The following is a 22743-nucleotide window of genomic DNA, read 5'->3' as shown; positions in this document are numbered from 1 at the left end:
GACAGTTTGACATCCATTCGGCCGTTGCGCACCCGTTCGTCTCGAAAGTTCCCTACACGTGGCAAAGCGGGTCCAGCGAAGTCATCCTGATGATCAGCGACGTCTTTCGAAGGAGAACAGATGCACGCCGACGATCTGATGCCGGGCGACACCCCGTTGCGGCTCATCGACGAGCAGGGCTCGGGCCACCCGCACGAGCACTACGCGTTCCCGACCACCGAGCAGCTGCGTGACGGCTACGGCCGCCTCGTGCTGGGCAGGCGGCTCAACGACCAGGCCGACGCCCTGGTGCGCCAGGGCAAGCTGGCAGTGTACCCGTCCTCCCACGGCCAGGAGGCCTGCGAGGTCGCCGCGGCGATGGTGCTCGGCGAGCAGGACTGGCTGTTCCCCACCTACCGGGACTCGGTCGCTGTCGTCTCCCGGGGCGTCGACCCGTTCGAGGCGTTCCTGCTGCTGCGCGGTGACTGGCACTCCGGCTACGACCCGAACGAGTACCGCGTCGCGCCGCAGGCGACCCCGCTCGCCACCCAACTCCTGCACGCGGTCGGCTTCGCCCACGCGGCCAGGATGCGCGGCGAGGACACCGTGGTCGTCGCGCTGTGCGGCGACGGCGCCACCAGCGAGGGCGACTTCCACGAGGCGCTCAACTTCGCGGCCGTGTTCCACCTCCCCGTCGTCTTCCTGGTCCAGAACAACGGCTACGCGATCTCCGTGCCGCTCAGCCGGCAGACCGCCGCGCCGAGCCTGGCGCACAAGGGCGTCGGCTACGGGATGCGCGGGCGCCTGGTCGACGGCAACGACCTCGCCGCGCTGCTCGCGGTGCTGGGGGAGGCCGTCACCGAGGCCCGGGAGGGCGGCGGCCCCACGCTGGTGGAGGCGCTCACCTACCGGATGAAGTCGCACACGAACGCCGACGACGCCACCCGCTACCGCACCGCCGCGGAGGTGGAGCCGTGGATCGCCCGCGACCCGCTGCTGCGCCTGCGCACCTGGCTGACGGCCGAAGGCGCGCTGACCGACGACGACGACGCGGAGTTCCGCGCGCACGCCGAGCGCGTCGCCGTCGACCTCCGCACCCGGATCATGGCGGACGCCGAGCCGCAGCCGCTGGACCTGTTCGAGTACGTCTACGCCGAGCCGACGCCGCAGCTCCGCGAGCAGTCCGCGCTGCTCGCGGCCGAGCTCGCCGCCGAGACCCGGGCAGCGCAGTCCCGCACCGAGGAGGTCGCCCGATGACGATCATGCACGACGCCCCCGCCGACCGTCAGCCGGACGACCGTCAGCCGGACGACCGGCAGCCCGACGAGCGGCAGCCCGAGCAGCCTCCCGCGCCCGCCGTCGCCACCATGACGATGGCGCAGGCCCTCAACCGCGCCCTCGCCGACTCCCTCGCGGAGGACCCGGCCGTCCTCGTCTTCGGCGAGGACGTCGGCACCCTGGGCGGCGTCTTCCGCATCACCGACGGCCTGACCAAGCGCTTCGGCGAGCAGCGCTGCTTCGACACCCCGCTGGCTGAGTCCGGCATCGTCGGCACCGCGGTCGGGATGGCGATGAACGGGATGCGCCCGGTCGTCGAGATGCAGTTCGACGCATTCGCCTACCCGGCGTTCGAGCAGATCGTGGACCACGTCGCCAAGATGGGCAACCGCACCCGCGGGAAGGTCCGGCTGCCGATGGTCATCCGCATCCCGTTCGCGGGTGGGATCGGCGGCGTCGAGCACCACTCCGACTCGTCGGAGGCCTACTACGTGCACACCCCCGGCCTGACCGTGGTGTCGCCGGCGACGCCACAGGACGCCTACGGGCTGCTCCGCGCCGCGATCGCCTCCCCGAACCCCGTGGTCTTCATGGAGCCGAAGAAGCTGTACTGGTCGACCGGCGAGGTCGACACGACCGCGCCGCTGCCCGAGCTGGGCCGTGCCCGCGTCGCGCGGGAGGGCACCGACGCGACCCTGATCGCCTACGGCCCGACGGTCCCGGTGGCGCTCGCCGCCGCGGAGGCCGCCGCCGAGGAGGGCCGCAGCCTGGCCGTGATCGACGTGCGGACCCTGACCCCGTTCGACGACGAGACCGTCTGCGCCGCCGTCCGGGCGACCGGCCGCGCCGTGGTCGTGGCGGAGGCGCCGGGCTTCGCCAGCGTCGCCTCCGAGATCGCCGCCCGCGTCTCCGAGCGCTGCTTCCACTATCTGGAGGCGCCGGTGCGCCGGGTGACCGGATTCGACACCCCGTTCGCGCCGCCGAAGCTGGAGCGTTTCTACCTGCCGGGCGTCGACCGCGTGCTCGACGCCGTCGACAGCCTGCAGTGGGAGGACGCATGAAGGTCTTCGAGCTTCCCGACCTGGGCGAGGGACTGGCCGACGCCGAACTGGTGCGCTGGCTGGTCGCGGTCGGCGACACGGTGACCGTGGACCAGCCGATCGCCGAGGTGGAGACCGCCAAGTCGGTCGTCGAGGTGCCGTCGCCGTACGCCGGGGTCGTCGCCGCCTGCCATGGCGAGGAGGGCGAGACCATCATGGTGGGTTCGCCGCTGCTGGAGGTGCGGGAGGACGCCGAGGTGGAGTCGACCGTGGAGTCCGCTGCCGCCGCGGAGGCAGCCGAGCCCGAGCGGGAGCCCGAACCCGTCGCGGCCGGCTCCGGCGCCGTCCTCGTCGGTTACGGCACCACCGACCACGCCACCGCGCGCCGCCGCGGACGCGCCGCCCAGCGCGGCCCGGGCGTGGCCGCCGGCGCGCCGAGCCGCATCGTCCCGGTGTTGTCACCGATCGTCCGCGCGCTCGCGCACACGCATGGGATCGACCTCGCCTCGCTCACTCCGAGCGGCATGGGCGGGGTGGTCACCCGCCGGGATGTGGAGGCGGCGCTCGCCGCTGCCAAGGCCACAGCGCCCGCAACTCCGACACCTGTCACCCGACCGACGCCCGCTGCCGCCGAGCCGGGGACCGACCCCCGCACCGGCCTCGGCATCGCCTCCGTCACCCCGTTCTCCCGCCTGCGCCGCACGGTCGCCGAGACCATGACGCGCAGCCGCTCCGAGATCCCGGAGGCGACCGTCTGGGTCGACGTCGACGCCACCGAGCTGTGGGAGGTCAGGCAGACCCTCGGCAAGTCGGGCAAGCCGCCGTCGCTGCTCGCCTTCATCTCGCGGTTCGCGCTCAGCGCGCTCACGCGGCATCCCGAGCTGGCCGGCCGGGTCACCGTCGACGGCGACGGCATCGAGATGTTCACGGGGTGAACCTCGGCTTCGCCGCCGACACCCCGCGCGGCCTGCTGGTCCCGGTGATCCGCCGCGCCGACCGGTCGAGCGTGCGCGAGCTCGACGCCGAGCTCGGCCGCCTGTCCGCCGCCGCGCGCGACGGCGTGCTGCCGCCCGCGGACCTGACCGGCTCCACCTTCACCGTGAACAACTACGGCAGTCTCGGCGTCGACGGCAGCGCCGCGATCATCAACCACCCGGAGGTCGCCATCCTCGGCATCGGCCGCGTCATCGAGCGCCCGTGGGTGGTCGACGGCGCCGTCGTCGCCCGCCGGATCGTGCAGCTCAGCCTGGTCTTCGACCACCGCGTCACCGACGGCGGAGTGGCCGCCCGGTTCCTGCGCGAGATCGCCGACGCCATCGAGTCGCCGATCGCCTTCCTCGCCGACGAGGCGCCGGGTACGGTGAGGGAATGACCGACAAGCAGAACGAGGCCGAACAGCCCGACGACGCAGACAAGCCGGACGTCGTGGAGCAGGGCGACGACTACGACCTCGAATTCGAGAAGGACGTCGCGCCGGAGGAGAACATCCCCTGGCTCCCGCACCCCTCGCCCTCCGACGGCGAGGCGCCCGCGCCCTGAGCCTCTTTTCGGCCCCCTAGGCTTGGGGGAGTGACGTCCCGCTCCTTCCCCCTCTGGCTCGCGCTCGTCTGCGCGATCTTCTGCGGGGCCGGCGTGGCCCTGCAGTCGCGCATCAACGGCGAGCTGGGGCAGCGACTGGGCGACGGGGTCACCGCCGCCGTCATCTCCTTCGGCTCCGGGCTCGTGATCCTCCTCGTCGCGATGGCCGTCGCCTCCGCCGGGCGCCGAGGCTTCGGCCGGGTCGTCGCCGCACTGCGCACGCGCGAGCTGGCCTGGTGGTACGTCGCCGGGGGCTGCGCGGGCGCGTTCCTGGTGCTGTCGCAGGGTGTCGCCGCCGCGGTGCTCGGCGTCGCGCTGTTCACGGTCGCGGTCGTGGCCGGTCAGACCGTCAGCGGCCTGGTCCTCGACCGCATCGGCCTCGGCCCGGGAGGCCGCCGCCCGATCACGCCGGCGCGGCTCGCGGGCGCCCTGATCGCCCTCGGGGCGGTGACCTGGGCGGTGTCCGCGCAGCTCGGCGGCCCCGTGCCGATCTGGCTGATGCTGCTGCCGCTGATCGCGGGCCTCGGTCTCGGCTGGCAGCAGGCCGTCAACGGCCAGGTGCGGGTGGTCGCCGACAGCGCCCTGACCGCGACCTTCATCAACTTCGTGGTCGGGACGACCGTGCTCCTGGTGGTCATGGCCGTCGACTGGAGCCTGCGCGGCCTCCCGAAGCCGCTGCCGTCCGAGCCGTGGCTGTACCTCGGCGGCGCTATCGGCTGCGTGTTCATCGCGGCCGCCGCGCTGCTCGTCCGGATCACGGGCGTGCTGCTGCTCGGCCTCGCCACCGTCGCCGGTCAGCTGGTGACCGCGCTCCTGCTCGACGTGCTCGCGCCGAGCTCGCCCGCGCCGGTGGCGTTCTCCACGGTCGCCGGAACGCTGCTCGCCCTCGTCGCGGTCGCCGTGGCGAGCATCCGTTGGGGACGCCGGCCGCAACCGAACTGACAGAACACGCCGCCCGGCACGTGTGCGAGGCGGCATGTCCTGTCAGGTAGTTCGTCAGTCGAGCGTCGTGAGGAAGCGCTCGGGGTCGATGGAGGTGCGGTGGCCCTCCCGGCCGTCGTCGGGCACTCCGCCGACGTAGAGCCAGCCGAGGAGCCGCTCGTTCTTCGCGAGGCCGTGCATCCGGCGCACAGCCTTCGACCGGGTGTGGTGGCCGGTGCGCCACATCACGCCCCAGCCCGCGTCGTCGAGCAGCAGGCTCAGGAGGTGCGCGACGCCCGCGGCGACCGCGTCCTGCTCCCAGCCCGGCACCTTCTCGCTCTTCGTGCGCACCGCGACGATCGCGAGCAGCAGCGACGAGCGCAGCGGTTTGGCCGCCAGCTTCTCGGCCTCCTCGCCCGTCGCCGTGGCGTCCTTGACGAACGCGCGGCCCAGCCGGACGCGCGCGTCGCCGCGCAGCTCGATGATCCGCCACGGGTGCAGCGCCGAGTGGTCGGCGACGCGGCCCGCGGCGGCCACGAGCGGCAGCAACTCCTCGTGCGTCGGCGCCGCCGGGGTCACACGCGAGTACGACCGGCGCGCGGCGACCCGCTCGACCAGCTCGGACATCAGGCCTCTGGCGAGAAGTTCAGCGAGATCGAGTTCATGCAGTAACGGTCGCCGGTCGGGGTGCCGAAGCCGTCCGGGAACACATGGCCCAGGTGCGAGCCGCAGTTCGCGCAGCGCACCTCGGTGCGCACCATGCCCAGGCTGTCGTCCTCCAGAAGCTGCACGGCCTCCGGCCGGATCGACTCGTAGAAGCTGGGCCAGCCGCAGCCGCTGTCGAACTTGGTGCCCGACTTGAACAGCTCGGCTCCGCAGGCGGCGCAGGTGTAGAGGCCCGCGCGGCCCTCGTCCAGCAGCTCACCGGTCCACGGCCGCTCCGTGCCCGCCTCGCGCAGCACCGAGTACTGCTCCGGGCTGAGCTCGCGGCGCCACTCCTCGTCGGTCTTCTCGACTCCGTACGTGCCCTGCGCGGTCTCGTCGTGCGATGCGCTCATCGTGCGTTCCTTTCGTCGTCCGTCCCCAGCCTAAACGGCGTCGCCTGTGCGCCTGTTCCCTGTTCCGGCCTGCGACGTGCCGGGCAAAAACGGGTAACGCACAGGACAGCGCCCCTAGGATGAGGCGCGAGCGCGGGGAAGGGCTGACTCGAAGACGGTGAGGGGAGGCGGTGCACGTGGCGGAGGCTGCGGACCACCGGATCCCCGCGCCGGACGCGACCGGCCTGACCGACCGTGAGGCGGCCATCCTCGCGTTCGAGCGTCAGTGGTGGCGGCATGCCGGCGCCAAGGAGCAGGCCATCCGCGAGGAGTTCGGTCTCTCCGCCGCCCGGTACTATCAACTCCTCGGAGCGCTGATCGACCGGCCGGAGGCGCTCAAGCACGACCCGATGCTCGTCAAGCGCCTGCTCCGGCTGCGCGAGACCCGGCTGGCAGCACGGCGATCCCGGACACTCCCGTCCGGCGACTGACACCGCGAGGAAATACCTGTAGATGGCAGAGAAGTACCCGAGAGACCGGTTCGACGACATCCCGGACGGTCTGCAGCGCGTCGGTGCGCACCGGGCTCCCCGTCCGAAGGGCCGCGGCTGGATCGCGGTCGGCTGGGCCGCGCTCGCCGTCGTCGTCCTCGTGGCAGCGGGTATCTTCGGGCTCTCACTGGTGAGCGGCTCTATCTCCTTCCACGGCTCCACGAACTCCCCGACCGGGACCCCGACGCCGACCGCGACGCCCACGCCGACGATCGTCCCGACCGTCGACCCGTCGCTGACGGTGAACGTGCTGAACGGCACCACGACCTCGGGCCTCGGCGGCAAGGTCGGCGACACCCTGACCAAGGCGGGCTGGAAGGTCGGCGCCGTCGCGAACGCCGACAAGCAGGACCTCACGCAGACGATCGTGTACTACTCCGACGCCAAGAACCAGGCTGCGGCGCTCGGGGTGGCGCAGTCGCTGCCCGGCGCGACCATCGCGCTCACGCAGGACTTCGCGGCGAGCGGCGCCGACCTGACCGTGGTCGTCGGCAGCGACTACACGGGCTGACACCGGCGTCGTTCCGCGCGTGTACGCGCGCTCATCCCTTTGTTTCACGCGTGTTTAACTTTCGGCCGATTTGGTAACGGATTGGCCAAAAGACTGGCGGAAACGGCTATTGCAAGCATTAGGATCGGGAGTCAACGCGCGGCGCTGGACCACGCGAGCGACACAGCAATGGGAGTAATGCATGGCGAACGGGACCGTGAAGTGGTTCAACGCTGAAAAGGGCTACGGATTCATCACCGTCGAGGGTGGGGGACAGGACGTTTTCGTTCATTACTCCGCGATCGACATGAACGGCTACAAGGTTCTCGAAGAGGGCCAGCAGGTGCAGTTCGAGGTCGGCTCGGGCAACAAGGGCCCGCAGGCCGAGTCGGTGCGTCCGCTGTAGTACGCAGCGATCGGCAAAGACCATATAAGAGGAGCGCCGCCCTTCGGGGCGGCGCTCCTTTGTCTGTGTCCGCCGTCGGCGCACAGGTCGCCTTGCACTCCCGTGGCGCGAGTGCCAGAATCGCTTTAGCACTCCGCCTGATCGAGTGCTAACACACCGAATCTTTCGCAGACGTCCGGGAGGGACGAGAAACACATGGCAAAGATCATTGCTTTCGACGAGGAAGCCCGTCGCGGCCTCGAGCGCGGCCTCAACATCCTGGCCGACACCGTCAAGGTGACGCTGGGCCCGCGCGGTCGCAACGTCGTCCTCGAGAAGAAGTGGGGCGCTCCCACCATCACGAACGACGGCGTCTCCATCGCGAAGGAGATCGAGCTCGACGACCCGTACGAGAAGATCGGCGCGGAGCTCGTCAAGGAGGTCGCCAAGAAGACCGACGACGTCGCGGGCGACGGCACCACCACCGCGACCGTGCTCGCTCAGGCGCTCGTCAAGGAGGGCCTCCGCAACGTGGCCGCCGGCGCCGACCCCATCACTCTGAAGCGCGGCATCGAGAAGGCCGTCGCGGCCGTGACCGAGGAGCTCATCTCCAGCGCCAAGGAGGTCGAGACCAAGGCCGAGATCGCCGCGACCGCGTCCATCTCCGCCGGCGACACCACCATCGGCGAGATCATCGCCGAGGCCATCGACAAGGTCGGCAAGGAGGGCGTCGTCACCGTCGAGGAGTCGAACACCTTCGGCACCGAGCTCGAGCTGACCGAGGGCATGCGCTTCGACAAGGGCTTCCTGTCGCAGTACTTCGTCACCGACCAGGACCGCCAGGAGGCGGTGTTCGAGGACACCTACATCCTCATCGCCAACCAGAAGATCTCCTCGATCAAGGACCTGCTCCCGATCGTCGACAAGGTGATCCAGGCCAACAAGCAGCTCGTCATCATCGCCGAGGACGTCGACGGGGAGGCCCTGGCCACCCTGATCGTCAACAAGATCCGCGGCATCTTCAAGTCCGTCGCCGTCAAGGCCCCGGGCTTCGGCGACCGTCGCAAGGCCATGCTGCAGGACATCGCGATCCTCACCGGTGGCCAGGTCATCTCCGAGGAGGTCGGCCTCAAGCTCGAGAACGTCACCCTCGACCTGCTCGGCCAGGCCCGCAAGGTCGTCATCACCAAGGACGAGACCACCATCGTCGAGGGCGCGGGCGACCCCGACGCCATCGCCGGCCGTGTGGCCCAGATCCGCGGCGAGATCGAGAACACCGACTCGGACTACGACCGTGAGAAGCTCCAGGAGCGTCTCGCGAAGCTCGCCGGCGGCGTCGCCGTCATCAAGGCGGGCGCGGCCACCGAGGTCGAGCTCAAGGAGCGCAAGCACCGCATCGAGGACGCCGTCCGCAACGCGAAGGCCGCCGTCGAGGAGGGCATCGTCGCCGGTGGTGGCGTGGCCCTCATCCAGGCCGGCAAGACCGCCTTCGAGAAGCTGTCGCTCACGGGCGACGAGGCGACCGGTGCGAACATCGTCCGCGTCGCCATCGAGGCGCCGCTGAAGCAGATCGCCATCAACGCGGGCCTCGAGGCCGGCGTCGTGGTGGCCAAGGTGCGCGAGCTCCCCGTGGGTCACGGCCTCAACGCCGCGACCGGCGAGTACGTCGACATGCTGGCCTCCGGCATCAACGACCCGGTGAAGGTCACCCGCTCGGCGCTGCAGAACGCCGCGTCCATCGCGGGCCTGTTCCTCACCACCGAGGCCGTCGTCGCCGACAAGCCCGAGAAGAACGCCGCCCCGGTCGGCGACCCGGGCGCCGGCATGGACTTCTGAGTCCGTCCGACACGCAGTAGAGAGGGCGTCTCCCGTTCGCGGGAGGCGCCCTCTTCGCTGTTCGCGGGGTGGTCGACGCGCGGCTCCTCGCCGAGCGACGGGAATGCGCGGCCTGGATGTTATATTCATGCGACGGTTCTCAGCTGGAGACCGATTCCGTCGTGAGGGAACGCTTGTGATGATGGTCCGTCGAGCCGCTGTCGTCAGTGCCCTCGCCGTCCTGCTTCTCGCCGGCTGCACGCAGCCCCCGGCGTCGCACACATCCGTGCCCGCTGCGACGACCGACCGCCCGGTCGCCGCAGCGACACCGGCCCCAGTGCGAACGGGACCGGTCGCCTGCGCGGATCTCGCGCGGCCCGAGACCGTCGCCGCGCTCGTCGGCGGGGAGGGGACGCTCCAGCCCCTCGCCCATCTGCAACCGGGCTTCTCGCCCGCCGGCTCTCCGTTCGGGATCGTCAACGCGAACGGCACCGTGTGCGGGTGGGGCGGCATGAGCGTCCTGACGGCGGATCACCAGGGCGACCCTCAGGTCTTCCTCCAGATCGTTCCCGGTCTGGGTACCGAGTGGGCGGCGCTCGCCTCGACGACCGCCCCGTCGGCCGGCAGCCATTACGACGGGGGCGTCTCCCTCGGCGGGTCGTGCCGCTCCGGCTACTGCTCGACGAACGTCCTCGTCCGAGGTGCGTGGCTCTCGGTGGACGCACGGGCCCTCGGCCGTGCGTCGTTCACCGAGCAGGCGTTCCACGACTTCGTGCAAGGGGTCGTGACCCGCTATCTCGCGGTCCCCGCCCCGACGCCGGTCGCGACGCACGCGCTGCGCGCCTGCACCGAGCCTCGGCTCGCACAGGCCCTGACCGGTTCGTTCGGGAGCGCAGCACCGATGGATCAGGGGCGGGCGGCATTCGATCTCGGCCTGGCGTTGAGCGGCGCCGGTCTGTCGACGTCCTGCGGCTTCGACGACCCGCAGAACGTCCGCAGGCTCGGTGGCACGGTCGCGGTGCTGGACGAAGTCGATCCTGGCTTGTTCGCGCTCTACCGCCAGGCCGTCGACCAGCCCGAGGCGACACCCATCGACGTGTCCGGGCTGCCGGGCACGGCGACGGGCCTCATCGAGCCGACCGCGGACTCGACGCGGATCGTCGTGGATGTCCTGGACGGGAAGACGTGGCTGCAGGTCTCTACGTACCAGACGAACGACACGGCCGCGGTGAGGTCGTTCGCCGCGAAGCTGATCGCGAGCGGCTGGATCGGCTGAGCCGCCGCGAGGTCGGGCGGCGTCTGCCCGCCGGAAACCTGAGCGCGCCCGACACGCGGGAGCGGGCGTCTCCCGTTCGCGGGAGGCGCCCGCTTCGCTGTTATCGTCGTCACGATCGAGGCGGAGGCAGAGCATGGCGGCGAAACGGTGGTCCCGGGCGGCGGCGGTCGCCGGCCTGACTGCCGCGCTGCTCTGCCTCTCGGGATGCCAGGCGCTCGGTCTGCCCGGCGCAGCGCCGACGACCCCGCACCCGACCTCCGCGCCCGCCGACGTCGCGCCACCGCTCGACTGCGCCGCCTTCACCGCGACGCCGGCCGTGGAAGCCCTGCTCGGCGCCGCCGCACCGCTGGCGACGACCCCGGCGGACGCGCTCGCGACGCCGGCCGGACGCGGGCCGTTCGGCGCCCAGGCGGCGGGAGGCGGCTGGTGCCGCTGGGGCGACGACCCCGCCGCGTCTCCCGCGGCCACTGCGGCGCCGGTGCACCTGCTCTCCGTGCAGCTCCTGCCGCGCGCGACGGCGAGCTGGCAGTGGCAGGCCCAGCAGTACGCCCAGACCGCGGCGACGGGCGCGCACTACGACGGCGGCGAGTCCCGCGGCGGCGACTGCGGCCGGGCGGCGTCAGGGGCGGGGAGCACCTGCCACACGAATGTGCTGGTCGGCGGCTCCTGGCTGGCGGTCGACGCCGTGAGCAGCACCTCGGCCATCGACGAGAAGGCGTTCCACGCGCTCGTCCAGTCCTTCGTTCCGACCGCCGCCGCGATCGACGCGCGCGCCACCACGCCCGCTCCGGTGAAGCCGCTGCCCTGCGGCGACGCCGCCTGGCTGAAGGCCGTCGCCGGCGTCTACGGGCCGACCTCGGTCGCCGTCCTCGCCCCCGCCCCGACCTTCGGACTACCGAACGCGCTCGTCGGGGATCCGCGCGTGGCGGTCTGCGCGTACCGCGCGGCCTCGGGAGACTCGACCCTGATCGGCACCGTCTCCATCCTCCGCGGCGCGTCCGCCGCGTACGCGACCTATCACGGCCTCGTGGTCAGCCGGGATCCGGACGCCAGCGGCGGCACGATCCAGCTCGGCAGCACCGAGCTCGCCACGCTCGTCCGCCACACCGACGCGTCCGGGTCGGCGCCTGCCGAGACGGTGATCGACGCCCTCGTCGGAGACGCCTGGATCCAGTTCGCCGCGGTGACGGGCTCCGACGACCAGGCGGCCTCGGTCGTGCAGTGGGTGGCCGGCCGGCTCTGACGCGGGCCGGCCCGAGTTGGATGCTATCTTCATGTGAAGGCGCTCAGGTTGAGGCCGGTTCGGTATGGGGGAACGCCTGTGGGCATCATTCAGCGCGTCGTGTGCGTGTGCGCCGCGATCGTGACCGTCACGGCCGCGCTGTCGGGGTGCGCGGGGCCGGGCTCCCGCGGAGAGGTATCGCAGGATCGCCCGATCACCTCGCCCGCGCCCACGCCCGCCGGGTCGATGGCCCTCGACTGCGATCGGCTGATCGCACCGGCGGACCTCGCCGGTCTGCTCGGCCCGGAGGCGACCGCATCCGGCTCGACCTCGGAGCAGGGGCTCGCGGCGCTGGTCGACCTCGACAGAGCCGCTGCGCGCGGGCCGTTGGCACTGATCGCCGTCGGAGGCGCGGAATGCCTGTGGACGCACGGCGACAGCCGGCTGACCGTCCGGGTGCTCCCGCACGCAGCGGACTCGTGGGCGGCACTCGCCGACGACTACGCGCAGGCGGCAACGCCGGGAGCCGCCTACACGGGCGGTGAGTCCCGCGGCGGTGACTGCGTCGTCTCCGAGGGTGGTGGGATGTCCTGTCACACCAGCGTCCTGGTCGGCGAGGCGTGGCTCGCCGTCGAGGTGTCCTCGGTGAGCGCCCAGGGTGCGACCGAGGCGTCGTTCCACGATGCCGTCCAGCGGATGCTGCCGACGGCCTCCGCTCCCGCGGCCTCCGCTCCCGCGGCGGCGACCGGGCGCGTGCCGGCCTGCGGCGCCGAGGACCTGCGACGGCAGCAGGAGCAGGCCTTCGGCCGTCCCGCCATCACGAACATGGGCGTGGAGGAGACATTCCGGATCGAGGCGGCCGTCCTCCGGGCCGGAGCGACCGGCCTCTGCCAGTTCCAGCCGAGCGCCGACGGCTCGGGAGGCTGGTTCAGCGACACGTCCGTGCTCCGGCGTGCGTCGAGCGTCTTCGAGGCGCACACCACAGCGGCCCGCGCGGCCGATCCCGCGGCGACCACTCGCACGATCACGGTCGGGGGCCGCTCCATCCCGGTGCTCCTCTGGCACCGCACCTTCGACATCACCCCGCTGACGACCGCCGACGCGCTCATCGACGGAACGTGGCTCCAATACCGTACGGTCGATCCGGACGACGACGGCGCCGTGGCGATGATGGCCTGGCTGGCCGGCAGGATCTGACGGCAGCGCGGGAAGCGAGCGGCCTGCTCGGCTGAGGCGGCTGCGCCGTCAGGCGCCCGTCCGCAGCGGCAGAGCGCCGGCCGGCGCCAGCGGCAGCGACACCCGGAAGGTCGCGCCGCCGCCGTCGGTCTCCACGACCTCCACGGTGCCGTGGTGCGCCGCCACGATCGAGGAGACGATCGCCAGGCCCAGGCCGCTGCCGCCGGTCTCGCGCGCGCGGGAGGTGTCGGCGCGCCAGAAGCGCTGGAAGATCTTGTCGCGGATCTGCGGCGGGATGCCGTCTCCGTGGTCGCGCACTTCGAGCACCGCGCGGTCGGCACGGTGGTCGACCTGCACCGCGATCTCGATCGGGCTGTCCTCCGGGGTGTAGCGGAGGGCGTTGCCCATCAGGTTGGTGACGACCTGGCGGAGCTTGTTCTCCTCCGCCATCACGATCGCGGGCTCGGCCGGGGGAGCCGCGAGGACGACCTTCTCGGCGGTCGTGACCGCGATCGGCCCCGTGCTGCCCCGGCGTCCGCGGCCGCTGCGGCGCAGCCGGGCCAGCGCCGAGCCGGCGAAGGCGATCGGGCCGGTGGCGCCCGGCGGCCGGGACAGGTCGTCCGGGAGGGCCATCGGCACGGTGTCCAGTCCGGGCTCGGCCGGGTCGCTCTCCACCGGTGCCGGAACCGGCGCGGGCGTCAGCACCGTCACCCGGCGGCCGGGGGCGCCGGCCATCGCGTCCATCGCGGCGTCCTGCGCGATGCGCACGAGGTCGACCGGGTGGAGGTCGAGGGGCTTCGTCTCGTCGAGACGCGCCAGCTCCAGGAGGTCTTCGACCAGGAGGCCCATGCGGATGGCCTCCTTCTCGATGCGCTCCATAGCCTGGGCGACGTCCTCCGGCGTCTGCAGCGCGCCCATCCGGTACAGCTCGGCGTAGCCGCGCACCGACACCAGTGGCGTGCGGAGCTCGTGGGAGGCGTCGCCGACGAACCGGCGCATCTGGTCGATCGTGCGCGCGCGGTCGTTGAAGGCCCGGTCGATGCGGTTCAGCATCGTGTTGAGCGAGCGGTTGAGCCGGCCGACCTCGGTGTTCGGGGTCGCGCCGCCGAGGCGCTGGCTGAAGTCGCCGTCGGCGATGGCTGCGGCCGTCTGCTCGACCTCCCGTAGCGGGGAGAACGTCGTCGTCACCAGCATCCGGGTGAGGCCGGCGCCGACGATGATGACGATGACGCCGAAGCCCAGGAAGATCGCGAGGAAGCTCGCCATCACGGTGTCGATCTGGCTCGTCGTGGTGGCGACGATCGCGGTCGCGAGCTCACCGGTCTGGGCGAACGTCTGCGTCGTCACGAGCGCGCGGTAGGCCGTGTGCCCGTCGTTGCTGAGGATGGTGACCCCGCCGGGCCCCAGGGCCTTGGCGTCCGTCAGGCTGAGCTTCTCGGGGATGGCCGGCCGGTGGGCGAACGGGATGTTGCTCCAGTTCGTCTTCACCAGGTTGCCGCTGGCGTCGTACAGCGCCGCGAAGTAGTCGGACGGGCTGGAGTCGGTCGCGATCTTGTCCTTGTCCGACGACGAGCCGAACAGGTACGTGTTGACGTACGTGGCCCCCGACGCGGCCGACAGCTGTGCGTCGAGCTGGTCGATCAGCACCGGCTTCAGCATCGACATCGTCCCGATGCCGGTCACCAGCAGCCCGAGCGTCAGCATGAGCACGGTCACCCCGGTGATCTTGGTCCGGAGGGAGATCGCGTTCCAGCGGTCGAGCAGGCGTGAGTGCATCAGGCCGCCAGTCTATGCAGACGGTGCTGAGCCGAGGATGTGAGCGCCGGTCACGCCTTCGCGGCCTTGAGCATGTACCCGAAGCCGCGCTTGGTCTGGATGAGCGGCTCGCTGGAGTGCGCGTCCACCTTGCGGCGCAGGTAGGAGATGTACGACTCCACGATGCCCGCGTCGCCATTGAAGTCGTACTCCCAGACGTGGTCGAGGATCTGCGCCTTCGACAGCACGCGGTTGGGGTTGAGCATCAGGTAGCGCAGCAGCTTGAACTCGGTCGGGCTGAGCTCGATCGGGGTGTCGCCCACGTAGACCTCGTGGGTGTCCTGGTCCATCGTGAGCTCGCCGGCGCGGATGACGGCGTCCTCGTCGGCCTGCATCGTGCGGCGCAGGATGGCCTTGATGCGGGCGACGATCTCGTCGAGGCTGAACGGCTTGGTGACGTAGTCGTCGCCGCCGACCGTGAGGCCGGTGATCTTGTCCTCGGTGTCGTCCTTGGCGGTGAGGAACAGGATGGGCGCGGTGTAGCCGGCGCCGCGGAGCCGCTTGGTGACGCCGAACCCGTTCATGTCCGGGAGCATGACGTCGAGGATGATGAGGTCTGGCTCCTCTTCGAGGACCGCGGAGATCGCCTGGGCTCCGTTGCCGACCGCGCGCACGGCGAAGCCGGCGAAACGGAGGCTGGTGGTGAGGAGATCGCGGATGTTCGGCTCGTCGTCGACGATGAGAATGCGGGGTCCTGCGTTCATGCGAAACAGTATCTGCGCGTCCGCTGAATTCTGCCTGTGAGCAGACGGTGCGCGGTGAGTGTAAGGGGCTGGCGCAGGCAGTGTGAACAGTGGATGCTGAGGAGACCAGCGATCGGAGCACTATGTCCAATCCCACTGTGGTCATCGTCGGAGCCGGTCTCGCCGGGGCGACGACCGCCGCCGAGCTGCGCTCCCGGGGCTTCGCGGGCCGCATCATGCTGCTCGGCGCGGAGGAGCACCATCCCTACATCCGCCCGCCGCTCTCCAAGGAGTACCTGAAGGGCGACTCCGCCCTGGACGACGCGTACGTGCAGCCCGCGGACTGGTACGCGGAGAACGACGTGGAGTTCCTCCCGGGGACCACGGCCGGGTCGTTCGACCCGGTGGCGCACGAGCTGTTCGTCGCCGGCGGCGCCCGGATCACCTACGACAGCCTGGTGCTGGCGACCGGTTCGCACGCCCGCCCGCTCGGCGTCCCCGGCAGCGGCCACGGCGCCGTCTTCTCTCTGAGAACCATCGAGGACTCGCAGTGGCTCCGGGCGGCCCTGGAGGTCGGCTCCCGGCGCGTCGTCGTCGTGGGCTCCGGCTGGATCGGCATGGAGGTCGCCGCCGCGGCCCGCGGCTACGGCAACGACGTGACGGTGGTCGGTCGCGCGCACGTGCCGCTCGCTCCCGCGATCGGGCCGGAACTCGGCGGGGTGTTCGAGCGGCTGCACCGCGACCACGGCGTGGTCTTCCGCAACGCGGCGCAGGTGTCCGCCGTGGAGGGCGGCGACGAGCAGGTGGTCGTCCTGGCGACAGGGGAGCGCATCCCGGCCGACGTGGTGGTCGCCGGCGTCGGGGCCGCTCCGAACACGCAGGTGGCCGAGCAGTCCGGCGTCGCGCTCGACAACGGCGTCCCAACCGACGAGGCGATGCGCACCGCGGTGGAGGACGTGTACGCCGTCGGGGACGTGGCGAACCCGCTGCTGCCGGCGATCGGGCAGCGGCTCCGCAACGAGCACTGGGCCAACGCCATCGCCGGCGGGACCGTCGCGGCGAAGGCCATCGCGGGGGAGGACGCAAGCTACGACGACATCCCGTACTTCTACTCCGACCAATACGATCTGGGCATGGAGTACTCCGGCTACGCACCTCTGGCCTCCGGCGCGCGCGTCGTCTTCCGCGGCGACGTGGCGGCGCGCGAGTTCATCGCCTTCTGGCTGCGTGAGGACCGCGTGGTCGCCGGGATGAACGTGAACGTGTGGGACGTGCAGGAGCACATCCAGCGCCTGATCCGCGGCCGGGAGGCCGTCGACCCCGGCCGGCTGACCGACGAGAGCGTGGACCTTGCAGAGCTCTGAGACCCGCACCGCGATGTACCTGCCCCCGCTCCGCGTCCCCGTGCGCACCATCGGCGCGCGCACCTTCGACTTCTCCCGCCGCGTCGCCGTGATGGCCGTGGTGAACCGCACGCCGGACTCCTTCTTCGACCAGGGCCGCACGTTCGCACTCGACGCCGCGGTCGCCGCCTCCTTCGACGCCGTCGCGGCCGGGGCCGACTGGGTGGACATCGGCGGCGCTCCGTTCGCGCCGGGCGCGGCGATCCCGCCCGACGAGGAGGCCGACCGGGTCGTGCCCGTCGTCGCGGAGCTGCGCGCCGGGTCGGACGTCGTGATCTCGGTCGACACCTTCCACGCGTCGGTGGCGGCCAGGGCGATCGCGGCCGGCGCGACGGTCGTCAACGACACCACCGGGCTCAGCGATCCCGACCTCGCGCGCGTCGTCGCGGACAGCGAGGCGACCCTCGTGCTCACCCACAGCCTCGCAGCGCCGCGCACCGTCTACGCGCGGCCGGCGTACGGAGACATCGCGCGGGAGGTCGCGGATTTCCTCCTGGAGCGCATCGACCGCGCGGCCGCGGCCGGGGTCCCGGAGGAGCGCATCATCCTCGACCCGGGGCACGACCTCAACAAGAACACGCTGCACTCGCTGGAGCTCACCCGCCGGCTCTCCGAGATCGCGGACCTCGGCTATCCCACCCTTGCCGCGGTCTCGAACAAGGACTTCATCGGCGAGACGCTCGACGCCCCGCGCTCGGAGCGCCGGGACGGCTCGATCGCCGCCGCGGTCGTCGCGATCGTCAACGGAGCGCGCATCATCCGGATGCACGACGTCGCGGGGTCGGTGGCCGCGGCGCGGATGACGGAGGCCATCCTGGGACTGCGCGAGCCGGCCTACCTGAAGCACAACCGGGGGGACGTCAATGAGTGAGGTCGCGATCGACCGGATCTCCCCGCTCCCGGCGGAGGAGGGGATCGGCGACCAGCGCATCGCGGAGCTGTACTCCGAGGGCGCGGGGAACCCGTGGCTGCGCGTGAACTTCGTGTCCAGCATCGACGGCGCCGCCACCCGGCAGGGCCTCTCCGGCGGGCTCTCGGACGACGCCGACCACCGGGTGTTCGACATCCTGCGCCGGCTCTGCGACGTGGTGCTGGTCGGCGCGGGCACCGTGCGCGCCGAGGGCTACGGCCCGATGCGCGTGGACGAGGTCTCCCAGCGGGCGCGCCGCGACGCCGGGATGACCGCGCACCCGGTCTTCGCGATCGTCTCCGCGAGCCTCGACCTCGACCCGGCGAGCCCGATCTTCCGGGACGCGCCGGAGCGGCCGATCGTCGTCACGACGGAGCTCGCCCGGCGCGACACCCGGGAGGCGCTCACCGAGGCGGCCGACGTCGTGGTCTGCGGCGAGGAGCGCGTCGAGCCCGCCCTGCTGGTGAAGGGGCTGGTCGAGCGCGGGCTGAGTCGCATCCACTGCGAGGGCGGACCGCACCTGTTCGGCGACCTCATCGCGGCCGGGGTCGTGGACGAGCTATGCCTGACCGTCGCCGCGTCGCTGGAGGCCGGGGTCGCCTCCCGCATCTCGGCCGGCGCGTCGCCCATCCTCCCGGCGCGGATGCGGCTCGCCCACGTGCTGCGGTCGGGCGACACGCTGCTGCTGCGGTACGTGAAGCGCGCGTGACCGATCGCGTGCACGTGGACGCGGCGCTGGTCCGGCGGCTGGTCGACGCCCAGTTCCCGGCCTACCGCTCGCTGCCGGTGCGGGACGTGGAGCTGAGCGGCTGGGACAACCGCACGTTCCGGCTCGGCGAGGAGCTCAGCGTTCGCCTCCCCAGCGCGCGCGGCTACGTCGAGCAGGTCGCGAAGGAGCGCGAGTGGCTGCCGCGCCTCGCGCCGCTGCTTCCGCTCCCGATCCCGCAGCCGGTCGCGCAGGGGGCGCCGGCCGACGGCTATCCGTTCGCCTGGTCGATCTACCGGTGGCTGCCGGGCACGCCGCTCGGACTGGCGGACGACGTGGACGCGGTCGCGCTGGCGGCCGAGCTCGGCGCCTTCCTCACGGCGCTCCGGAGTGTGGACCCGACCGGCGGCCCGGCGGCGGGGAGCCACAACTTCCACCGCGGCGCCCCGCCTGGGGCCTACCGGGAGGAGGCGCTCGCTGCGATGTCCGCCGGCGCACCGGACCTGGACCCGCGGCTGGCGCGACGGATCTGGGACGCCGCCGAGGCGTCGGAGTGGGAGCGGCCGGGCGTGTGGCTGCACGGCGACGTGGCCCCCGGTAACCTCCTGGTCCGGAACGGGCGGATCTCCGCCGTCATCGACTTCGGCACCTCCGGGGTCGGCGACCCGGCCTGCGACCTCGTCCCGGCCTGGACGATGTTCGACGGCGACGCCCGGCGCGCCTTCCTCGACGCGATCGGCCTGGACACGGCGACCGAGCAGCGGGCGCGCGCCTGGGCGCTCTGGAAGGCGCTCATCACCGTGCGCGACACCCCCGACGATGCCCCCTCCCGCCGCACCCTCGCCCGCCTCGCGGCCGACCCCGGGGTCTGATCGCCCCCTCCCACCCGCCGAAGGGCACGTAAACGCCCCTAAAACGCGCTTTTAGGGGCGTTTACGTGCCCCTCGGCGACGTTAGGCCGCCGCGAGGGCGTGCGCGTCGAGGATCGTGTACGAGTAGCCCTGCTCCGCGAGGAACCGCTGCCGGTTCTGCGCGAAGTCCTGGTCCACGGTGTCCCGCGAGACGAGCGTGTAGAAGTTCGCCGACAGCCCCGACTGCTTCGGGCGCAGTAGCCGGCCGAGGCGCTGCGCCTCCTCCTGGCGCGACCCGTACGAGCCGGAGACCTGGATGGCGACCGTCGCCTCCGGGAGGTCGACCGAGAAGTTCGCGACCTTGCTGACCACGAGCACCGGCGTCGTCCCCTCGCGGAACTCCTGGTACAGCCGCTCGCGCTCGTCCACGGGCGTCGCGCCCGTCAGCTGCGGCGCGCCGAGCGCCTCAGCCAGCTCGTCGATCTGGTCGAGGTACTGCCCGATCACGAGGATGCGCTCGCCGGCGTGCCTGTCGACGAGCTGCCGGACCACGTCCAGCTTCGCCGGGGCCGTCGCCGCGAGGCGGTAGCGCTCGTCGTCCGCCGCCGCGGCGTAGCTCAGCCGGTCGGACGCCGGCAGGTCGATCCGCACCTCGAAGCATGCGGCGGGGGAGATGAAGCCTTGCGACTCGATCTCCTTCCACGGCGCGTCGAAGCGCTTCGGGCCGATCAGGCTGAACACGTCGCCCTCCCGGCCGTCCTCGCGCACCAACGTCGCGGTCAGGCCCAGGCGGCGGCGCGCCTGCAGCTCGGCCGTCAGCTTGAACACCGGCGCGGGGAGAAGGTGCACCTCGTCGTAGACGACCAGGCCCCAGTCCAGGGCGTCGAGCAGCGCCAGGTGGGCGTACTCGCCTTTCCGCTTGGCGGTGAGGATCTGGTAGGTCGCGATCGTGACCGGCTTGACCTCCTTGACCTGGCCCGAGTACTCGCCGATCTCCTCCGCGGTGAGGGAGGTGCGCTTGATCAGCTCGTCCCGCCACTGCCGCGCCGACACGGTGTTGGTCACGAGGATGAGCGTGGTGGTCTTGGCGGTGGCCATCGCGCCGGCGCCGACCAGGGTCTTGCCCGCGCCGCAGGGGAGCACGACGACTCCCGAGCCGCCGTCGAAGAAGTTGCTGACGGCCTTGCGCTGGTAGTCGCGCAGCGCCCAGTCGCTCTCGTCCAGGTCGATCGGGTGCGGGGTGCCCGGGGTGTAACCGGCCAGGTCCTCCGCCGGCCAGCCCAGCTTGACCAGCTCCTGCTTGAGCTGGCCGCGCGCCCAGGCCTCGACGGCGAACGTCGTCTCGTCGCGGCGCTCCAGCAGCAGCGGGGCGATGCGCTTGGCGGTCGCGACCTCCAGCAGCACGGCCCGGTCGGAGGAGCGCAGCACCAGGGCGCCCTCGTCGTCGCGCTCGATGACCAGCCGGCCGTAGCGGGCGACGGTCTCGGAGACGTCCACGGTCACCGTCTGCGGGATCGGGAACTTGGAGTACTTCTCCAGCGTCCCGAGCATGTCCTCGGCGGTGTGCCCGGCGGCGCGGGCGTTCCACAGGCCGAGCCGCGTGATGCGGTAGGTGTGGATGTGCTCGGGCGCGCGCTCCAGCTCGGCGAAGACGGCGAGGTCGTGCCGGGCGTCCTCGGCCGCGGGATGCGCGACTTCGAGGAGGACGGTGCGGTCGCTCTGGACGATCAGGGGGCCATCGGACATGACCGCTCAGTCTACGCTGCGCAGCCCCTTGACGCTGGAGAGCGGCAGGGTCCGCTCGATGTCGGCGGCCCGGTCGCGCCCGCGCAGGCGTCCTCCGCCGATCCCGGTCGGCTCCAGGAGGTAGTCGACCAGCCGGCCGTCCGGCATCGCGACCTGCACGACCACGGTCTGCCGCGCTCGGACCGCCTGGTCGAGCTGGCGGGCGAGCCACTGCTCACCGGTGTCCTCCTCGGCGGCGTCCGCCGAGCGCAGCCGGGCGACGAGCTCGGCCGCCGGATCGCGCGTCGCCGCGACCGCCGTCCGCTCCGCGATCCTCCTGCGCGGCGGGGTCACCAGCGTGCCGGAGGCGTCCTCGGCGACCACCGGGTAGCGCGCGTCGCTGAGGGCCCAGTACACGACGTCGCGCGGGAACCGGCTGACCAGCGTCCGCTCGTCGGCCCGCAGCAGCCGAAGCGACGACAGCGACTGGTCGACCGCGATCGTGCCGAGCAGCGTGGCGTCCTCGGACCGCACCTCCGCCTTGCCCTCCGTACCCGACGCGGCGTCGCGCACCCGCACCCGGCCGTGGCGCTCGACGGCGTCGGCGATCAGGTAGTCCAGCGGCTGCGGCACCCCGGTGAGCGAGACCGCTGCGAGGAAGTCGTGGATGCTGGCGGCCGTCTCGCCCGCGGTCACCGCGCGGTCGATGGAGGCCGCCGAGAACCGGAAGGTGGACGCCAGCGCCCTGCTCTCCAGGTCCGCCATCGTGCGCAGCCGCGCCTCAACGTCGGGCGCGAGCGGCCCGGGCGAGATGACGGTCAGGTCGTGCTGCAGGTAGACCTGGGACACCTCGGCGGGGAAGTGCGCGACCATCGCGGCGGTCGCCGCCGCGGGGCCGGCCTCCAGGAGCAGGGCTCCCGCGCCGGACGGCGACCGGCCGGCGGTGACGCCCAGCCACTCGGCCTCCCGGACGTACTGGTCGACGCGCTGCTCGGTCTCGGCGACCGCCGCCGGGTGAAGCCAGGCGAGGTGGGCGCGCAGGGACTCGCCCCACGGCATCCGGCTGCGCGCCGTGAGCAGCGCGCGGACGTCGCCGGGGAGGCCGTCGAGCCACGCTCCGGAGAGGTCCCTCCAGCGGTCCGCCGTCGTGGCGTGCTGCCAGGCGGCGACCTCGGCGGTCGGCAGCCAGAGCCCGTCCGCGACGGCGGCCAGCCCGGCGCGCGCGGCGACGGAGAGCGCGACGGGGACGGCGGCGGCGTCGACCGCCAGGGCATCCGCGAGGCGCTTGGCGGCAGGCAGGGCGAGGCCGCCCTTCTGGAGCTCTCGCGCACCCTCCCGGCCGAGCTCGGTCAGCAGCTCGGAGACGCCGGCGACCGCCTCGAACGCGCGCTCGGCGGCGAGCCGGTCGGACGCGGCCAGCTGGGCGGGCGTGAGCGGCTCGGGGACGGCGGGAGGGGCGGTGTCGAGCAGCGCCGCCGGCCGGGGGAGGCCGAGCGCAGGCCAGGCGGCGAGCCGCGCGGTGACGGCGTCGTAGGCGGCGGCGCCGTCGTCCGTGGGGTGCAGGAGGGCGAGAGCCGTGAGCGCGTCGACGGCGACCCGGACGGCCTCCGTCGTCGTGCCGGCCGTCGCGGGATGCCGGCCGAGCCGGGTGGCGATCCCCTCGACGGTCAGGGCGCCGTCCACCTCGCCGAGCACCGCGAGGGTGGCCAGCCGCGGCCGGTCGAGGGGGCGAGCGCTCGCTGCACGGACTCCGGGTCGAGCAGCGCCTCGGCCAGGTCGAAGAAGTCGGAGACACCCGCGCGGCGCACCGGACGCGCCCGCAGCAGCGAGGTGAGCTTGTCGTCCGGAAGCGCGCGGAGTCGCGCCGCCAGAGCGAGCGTCGTCGTCATCGCGGCGGTCCGG

General features: G+C 72.3%; 24 protein-coding genes. 17 read left to right on the top strand and 7 right to left on the bottom strand.

Going from position 1 to position 22743, the window contains the following annotated elements:
* The first annotated feature begins 120 nt into the window (after positions 1–120).
* Genes pdhA through ACQ86L_RS06755 form a run of 6 tightly spaced genes read left to right on the top strand, consistent with a single transcriptional unit; the run spans position 121 to position 4817 of the window.
* Positions 121–1236: a pyruvate dehydrogenase (acetyl-transferring) E1 component subunit alpha gene (pdhA, locus tag ACQ86L_RS06780; protein ID WP_434318216.1), complete on the top strand. Its 1116-nt coding sequence runs from the start codon at positions 121–123 to the stop codon at positions 1234–1236.
* The gene (locus ACQ86L_RS06775) at positions 1233–2318 is read left to right on the top strand and encodes an alpha-ketoacid dehydrogenase subunit beta (protein ID WP_434318215.1); all 1086 of its coding nucleotides are present in this window, start codon (positions 1233–1235) and stop codon (positions 2316–2318) included. Before pdhA ends, ACQ86L_RS06775 begins: the two co-directional genes overlap by 4 nt.
* Positions 2315–3232 (top strand): biotin/lipoyl-containing protein, encoded by a 918-nt coding sequence (locus ACQ86L_RS06770; protein WP_434318214.1) that lies wholly within the window; start codon positions 2315–2317, stop codon positions 3230–3232. Before ACQ86L_RS06775 ends, ACQ86L_RS06770 begins: the two co-directional genes overlap by 4 nt.
* Positions 3229–3669, top strand: coding sequence for a 2-oxo acid dehydrogenase subunit E2 (locus ACQ86L_RS06765; protein ID WP_434318213.1), 441 nt, complete (start codon positions 3229–3231; stop codon positions 3667–3669). Before ACQ86L_RS06770 ends, ACQ86L_RS06765 begins: the two co-directional genes overlap by 4 nt.
* On the top strand, positions 3666–3836 hold the full coding sequence (locus ACQ86L_RS06760; RefSeq protein WP_434318212.1) for a hypothetical protein: 171 nt from the start codon (positions 3666–3668) through the stop codon (positions 3834–3836). The genes ACQ86L_RS06765 and ACQ86L_RS06760 overlap by 4 nt, the downstream gene beginning before the upstream one ends.
* 30 nt (positions 3837–3866) lie before the next feature.
* The gene (locus ACQ86L_RS06755) at positions 3867–4817 is read left to right on the top strand and encodes a DMT family transporter (protein ID WP_434318211.1); all 951 of its coding nucleotides are present in this window, start codon (positions 3867–3869) and stop codon (positions 4815–4817) included.
* A gap of 54 nt (positions 4818–4871) precedes the next feature.
* On the opposite strand, the gene ACQ86L_RS06750 is transcribed toward ACQ86L_RS06755, so the two are convergent.
* Together ACQ86L_RS06750 and msrB are read right to left on the bottom strand one after the other, a co-directional pair.
* The gene (locus tag ACQ86L_RS06750) at positions 4872–5423 is read right to left on the bottom strand and encodes a nitroreductase family protein (protein WP_434318210.1); all 552 of its coding nucleotides are present in this window, start codon (positions 5421–5423) and stop codon (positions 4872–4874) included.
* On the bottom strand, positions 5423–5854 hold the full coding sequence (gene msrB, locus ACQ86L_RS06745; RefSeq protein ID WP_434318209.1) for a peptide-methionine (R)-S-oxide reductase MsrB: 432 nt from the start codon (positions 5852–5854) through the stop codon (positions 5423–5425). Before msrB ends, ACQ86L_RS06750 begins: the two co-directional genes overlap by 1 nt.
* A gap of 170 nt (positions 5855–6024) precedes the next feature.
* Here msrB and ACQ86L_RS06740 point away from each other — a divergent pair, with 170 nt between their 5' ends.
* From ACQ86L_RS06740 to ACQ86L_RS06710, 7 genes are all read left to right on the top strand, one after another.
* Entirely contained in the window at positions 6025–6324 is a 300-nt protein-coding gene (locus ACQ86L_RS06740) for a DUF3263 domain-containing protein (RefSeq protein ID WP_179605206.1), read from the top strand.
* A 22-nt stretch (positions 6325–6346) separates the two neighbouring features.
* Complete coding sequence (locus tag ACQ86L_RS06735) at positions 6347–6895, top strand: LytR C-terminal domain-containing protein (RefSeq protein ID WP_434318208.1); 549 nt, start codon at positions 6347–6349, stop codon at positions 6893–6895.
* Between the two features lie 181 nt (positions 6896–7076).
* A complete protein-coding gene (locus tag ACQ86L_RS06730) occupies positions 7077–7280 on the top strand; it encodes a cold-shock protein (protein WP_055914585.1) in 204 nt (67 codons plus the stop codon).
* Between the two features lie 195 nt (positions 7281–7475).
* Positions 7476–9095 (top strand): chaperonin GroEL, encoded by a 1620-nt coding sequence (groL, locus tag ACQ86L_RS06725; protein WP_434318207.1) that lies wholly within the window; start codon positions 7476–7478, stop codon positions 9093–9095.
* Positions 9096–9276: 181 nt separating this feature from the next.
* Positions 9277–10350, top strand: coding sequence for a hypothetical protein (locus ACQ86L_RS06720; protein ID WP_434318206.1), 1074 nt, complete (start codon positions 9277–9279; stop codon positions 10348–10350).
* Between the two features lie 133 nt (positions 10351–10483).
* On the top strand, positions 10484–11593 hold the full coding sequence (locus ACQ86L_RS06715; protein WP_434318205.1) for a hypothetical protein: 1110 nt from the start codon (positions 10484–10486) through the stop codon (positions 11591–11593).
* Positions 11594–11671: 78 nt separating this feature from the next.
* Positions 11672–12769, top strand: a complete 1098-nt coding sequence (locus tag ACQ86L_RS06710; protein WP_434318204.1) for a hypothetical protein — start codon at positions 11672–11674, stop codon at positions 12767–12769.
* A 48-nt stretch (positions 12770–12817) separates the two neighbouring features.
* On the opposite strand, the gene ACQ86L_RS06705 is transcribed toward ACQ86L_RS06710, so the two are convergent.
* Together ACQ86L_RS06705 and ACQ86L_RS06700 are read right to left on the bottom strand one after the other, a co-directional pair.
* The gene (locus ACQ86L_RS06705; RefSeq protein WP_434318203.1) at positions 12818–14524 is read right to left on the bottom strand and encodes an ATP-binding protein; all 1707 of its coding nucleotides are present in this window, start codon (positions 14522–14524) and stop codon (positions 12818–12820) included.
* Between the two features lie 50 nt (positions 14525–14574).
* A complete protein-coding gene (locus tag ACQ86L_RS06700; protein ID WP_179605211.1) occupies positions 14575–15267 on the bottom strand; it encodes a response regulator transcription factor in 693 nt (230 codons plus the stop codon).
* Positions 15268–15389: 122 nt separating this feature from the next.
* Here ACQ86L_RS06700 and ACQ86L_RS06695 point away from each other — a divergent pair, with 122 nt between their 5' ends.
* From ACQ86L_RS06695 to ACQ86L_RS06680, 4 genes are read left to right on the top strand one after another with little or no spacing between them, the layout of a single operon-like run.
* On the top strand, positions 15390–16610 hold the full coding sequence (locus tag ACQ86L_RS06695; protein ID WP_434318202.1) for an NAD(P)/FAD-dependent oxidoreductase: 1221 nt from the start codon (positions 15390–15392) through the stop codon (positions 16608–16610).
* Between the two features lie 13 nt (positions 16611–16623).
* The gene (gene folP, locus ACQ86L_RS06690) at positions 16624–17520 is read left to right on the top strand and encodes a dihydropteroate synthase (RefSeq protein WP_434318854.1); all 897 of its coding nucleotides are present in this window, start codon (positions 16624–16626) and stop codon (positions 17518–17520) included.
* Positions 17513–18268, top strand: a complete 756-nt coding sequence (locus ACQ86L_RS06685) for a pyrimidine reductase family protein (protein WP_434318201.1) — start codon at positions 17513–17515, stop codon at positions 18266–18268. Before folP ends, ACQ86L_RS06685 begins: the two co-directional genes overlap by 8 nt.
* Positions 18265–19137 (top strand): aminoglycoside phosphotransferase family protein, encoded by an 873-nt coding sequence (locus ACQ86L_RS06680; RefSeq protein WP_434318200.1) that lies wholly within the window; start codon positions 18265–18267, stop codon positions 19135–19137. Before ACQ86L_RS06685 ends, ACQ86L_RS06680 begins: the two co-directional genes overlap by 4 nt.
* Positions 19138–19218: 81 nt before the next feature.
* On the opposite strand, the gene ACQ86L_RS06675 is transcribed toward ACQ86L_RS06680, so the two are convergent.
* Genes ACQ86L_RS06675 through ACQ86L_RS06665 form a run of 3 tightly spaced genes read right to left on the bottom strand, consistent with a single transcriptional unit; the run spans position 19219 to position 22730 of the window.
* The gene (locus ACQ86L_RS06675; RefSeq protein ID WP_434318199.1) at positions 19219–20862 is read right to left on the bottom strand and encodes a DNA repair helicase XPB; all 1644 of its coding nucleotides are present in this window, start codon (positions 20860–20862) and stop codon (positions 19219–19221) included.
* A 6-nt stretch (positions 20863–20868) separates the two neighbouring features.
* Positions 20869–22536 (bottom strand): helicase-associated domain-containing protein, encoded by a 1668-nt coding sequence (locus ACQ86L_RS06670; protein ID WP_434318198.1) that lies wholly within the window; start codon positions 22534–22536, stop codon positions 20869–20871.
* Positions 22509–22730: a hypothetical protein gene (locus ACQ86L_RS06665; RefSeq protein WP_434318197.1), complete on the bottom strand. Its 222-nt coding sequence runs from the start codon at positions 22728–22730 to the stop codon at positions 22509–22511. The genes ACQ86L_RS06670 and ACQ86L_RS06665 overlap by 28 nt, the downstream gene beginning before the upstream one ends.
* Between the last annotated feature and the right edge of the window lie 13 nt (positions 22731–22743).

Source organism: Leifsonia sp. P73 (genome assembly GCF_051059105.1).
Lineage (GTDB): Bacteria > Actinomycetota > Actinomycetes > Actinomycetales > Microbacteriaceae > Leifsonia.
The sequence above is the reverse complement of the archived record's forward strand: the minus strand, read 5'-3'. Positions and strand labels throughout refer to the sequence as shown.

What these genes read in the sequence shown, in the direction of transcription:
- ACQ86L_RS06735 (WP_434318208.1), top strand. Translation starts at nt 6,347, where the DNA reads ATGGCAGAGAAGTACCCGAGAGACCGGTTCGACGACATCCCGGACGGT.
- ACQ86L_RS06705 (WP_434318203.1), bottom strand. Translation starts at nt 14,524, where the DNA reads ATGCACTCACGCCTGCTCGACCGCTGGAACGCGATCTCCCTCCGGACC.
- folP (WP_434318854.1), top strand. Translation starts at nt 16,624, where the DNA reads ATGTACCTGCCCCCGCTCCGCGTCCCCGTGCGCACCATCGGCGCGCGC.
- ACQ86L_RS06675 (WP_434318199.1), bottom strand. Translation starts at nt 20,862, where the DNA reads ATGTCCGATGGCCCCCTGATCGTCCAGAGCGACCGCACCGTCCTCCTC.
- ACQ86L_RS06750 (WP_434318210.1), bottom strand. Translation starts at nt 5,423, where the DNA reads ATGTCCGAGCTGGTCGAGCGGGTCGCCGCGCGCCGGTCGTACTCGCGT.
- ACQ86L_RS06695 (WP_434318202.1), top strand. Translation starts at nt 15,390, where the DNA reads ATGTCCAATCCCACTGTGGTCATCGTCGGAGCCGGTCTCGCCGGGGCG.
- groL (WP_434318207.1), top strand. Translation starts at nt 7,476, where the DNA reads ATGGCAAAGATCATTGCTTTCGACGAGGAAGCCCGTCGCGGCCTCGAG.
- ACQ86L_RS06775 (WP_434318215.1), top strand. Translation starts at nt 1,233, where the DNA reads ATGACGATCATGCACGACGCCCCCGCCGACCGTCAGCCGGACGACCGT.
- ACQ86L_RS06730 (WP_055914585.1), top strand. Translation starts at nt 7,077, where the DNA reads ATGGCGAACGGGACCGTGAAGTGGTTCAACGCTGAAAAGGGCTACGGA.
- ACQ86L_RS06665 (WP_434318197.1), bottom strand. Translation starts at nt 22,730, where the DNA reads ATGACGACGACGCTCGCTCTGGCGGCGCGACTCCGCGCGCTTCCGGAC.
- ACQ86L_RS06720 (WP_434318206.1), top strand. Translation starts at nt 9,277, where the DNA reads ATGGTCCGTCGAGCCGCTGTCGTCAGTGCCCTCGCCGTCCTGCTTCTC.
- ACQ86L_RS06685 (WP_434318201.1), top strand. Translation starts at nt 17,513, where the DNA reads ATGAGTGAGGTCGCGATCGACCGGATCTCCCCGCTCCCGGCGGAGGAG.
- ACQ86L_RS06715 (WP_434318205.1), top strand. Translation starts at nt 10,484, where the DNA reads ATGGCGGCGAAACGGTGGTCCCGGGCGGCGGCGGTCGCCGGCCTGACT.
- msrB (WP_434318209.1), bottom strand. Translation starts at nt 5,854, where the DNA reads ATGAGCGCATCGCACGACGAGACCGCGCAGGGCACGTACGGAGTCGAG.
- ACQ86L_RS06700 (WP_179605211.1), bottom strand. Translation starts at nt 15,267, where the DNA reads ATGAACGCAGGACCCCGCATTCTCATCGTCGACGACGAGCCGAACATC.
- pdhA (WP_434318216.1), top strand. Translation starts at nt 121, where the DNA reads ATGCACGCCGACGATCTGATGCCGGGCGACACCCCGTTGCGGCTCATC.
- ACQ86L_RS06760 (WP_434318212.1), top strand. Translation starts at nt 3,666, where the DNA reads ATGACCGACAAGCAGAACGAGGCCGAACAGCCCGACGACGCAGACAAG.
- ACQ86L_RS06770 (WP_434318214.1), top strand. Translation starts at nt 2,315, where the DNA reads ATGAAGGTCTTCGAGCTTCCCGACCTGGGCGAGGGACTGGCCGACGCC.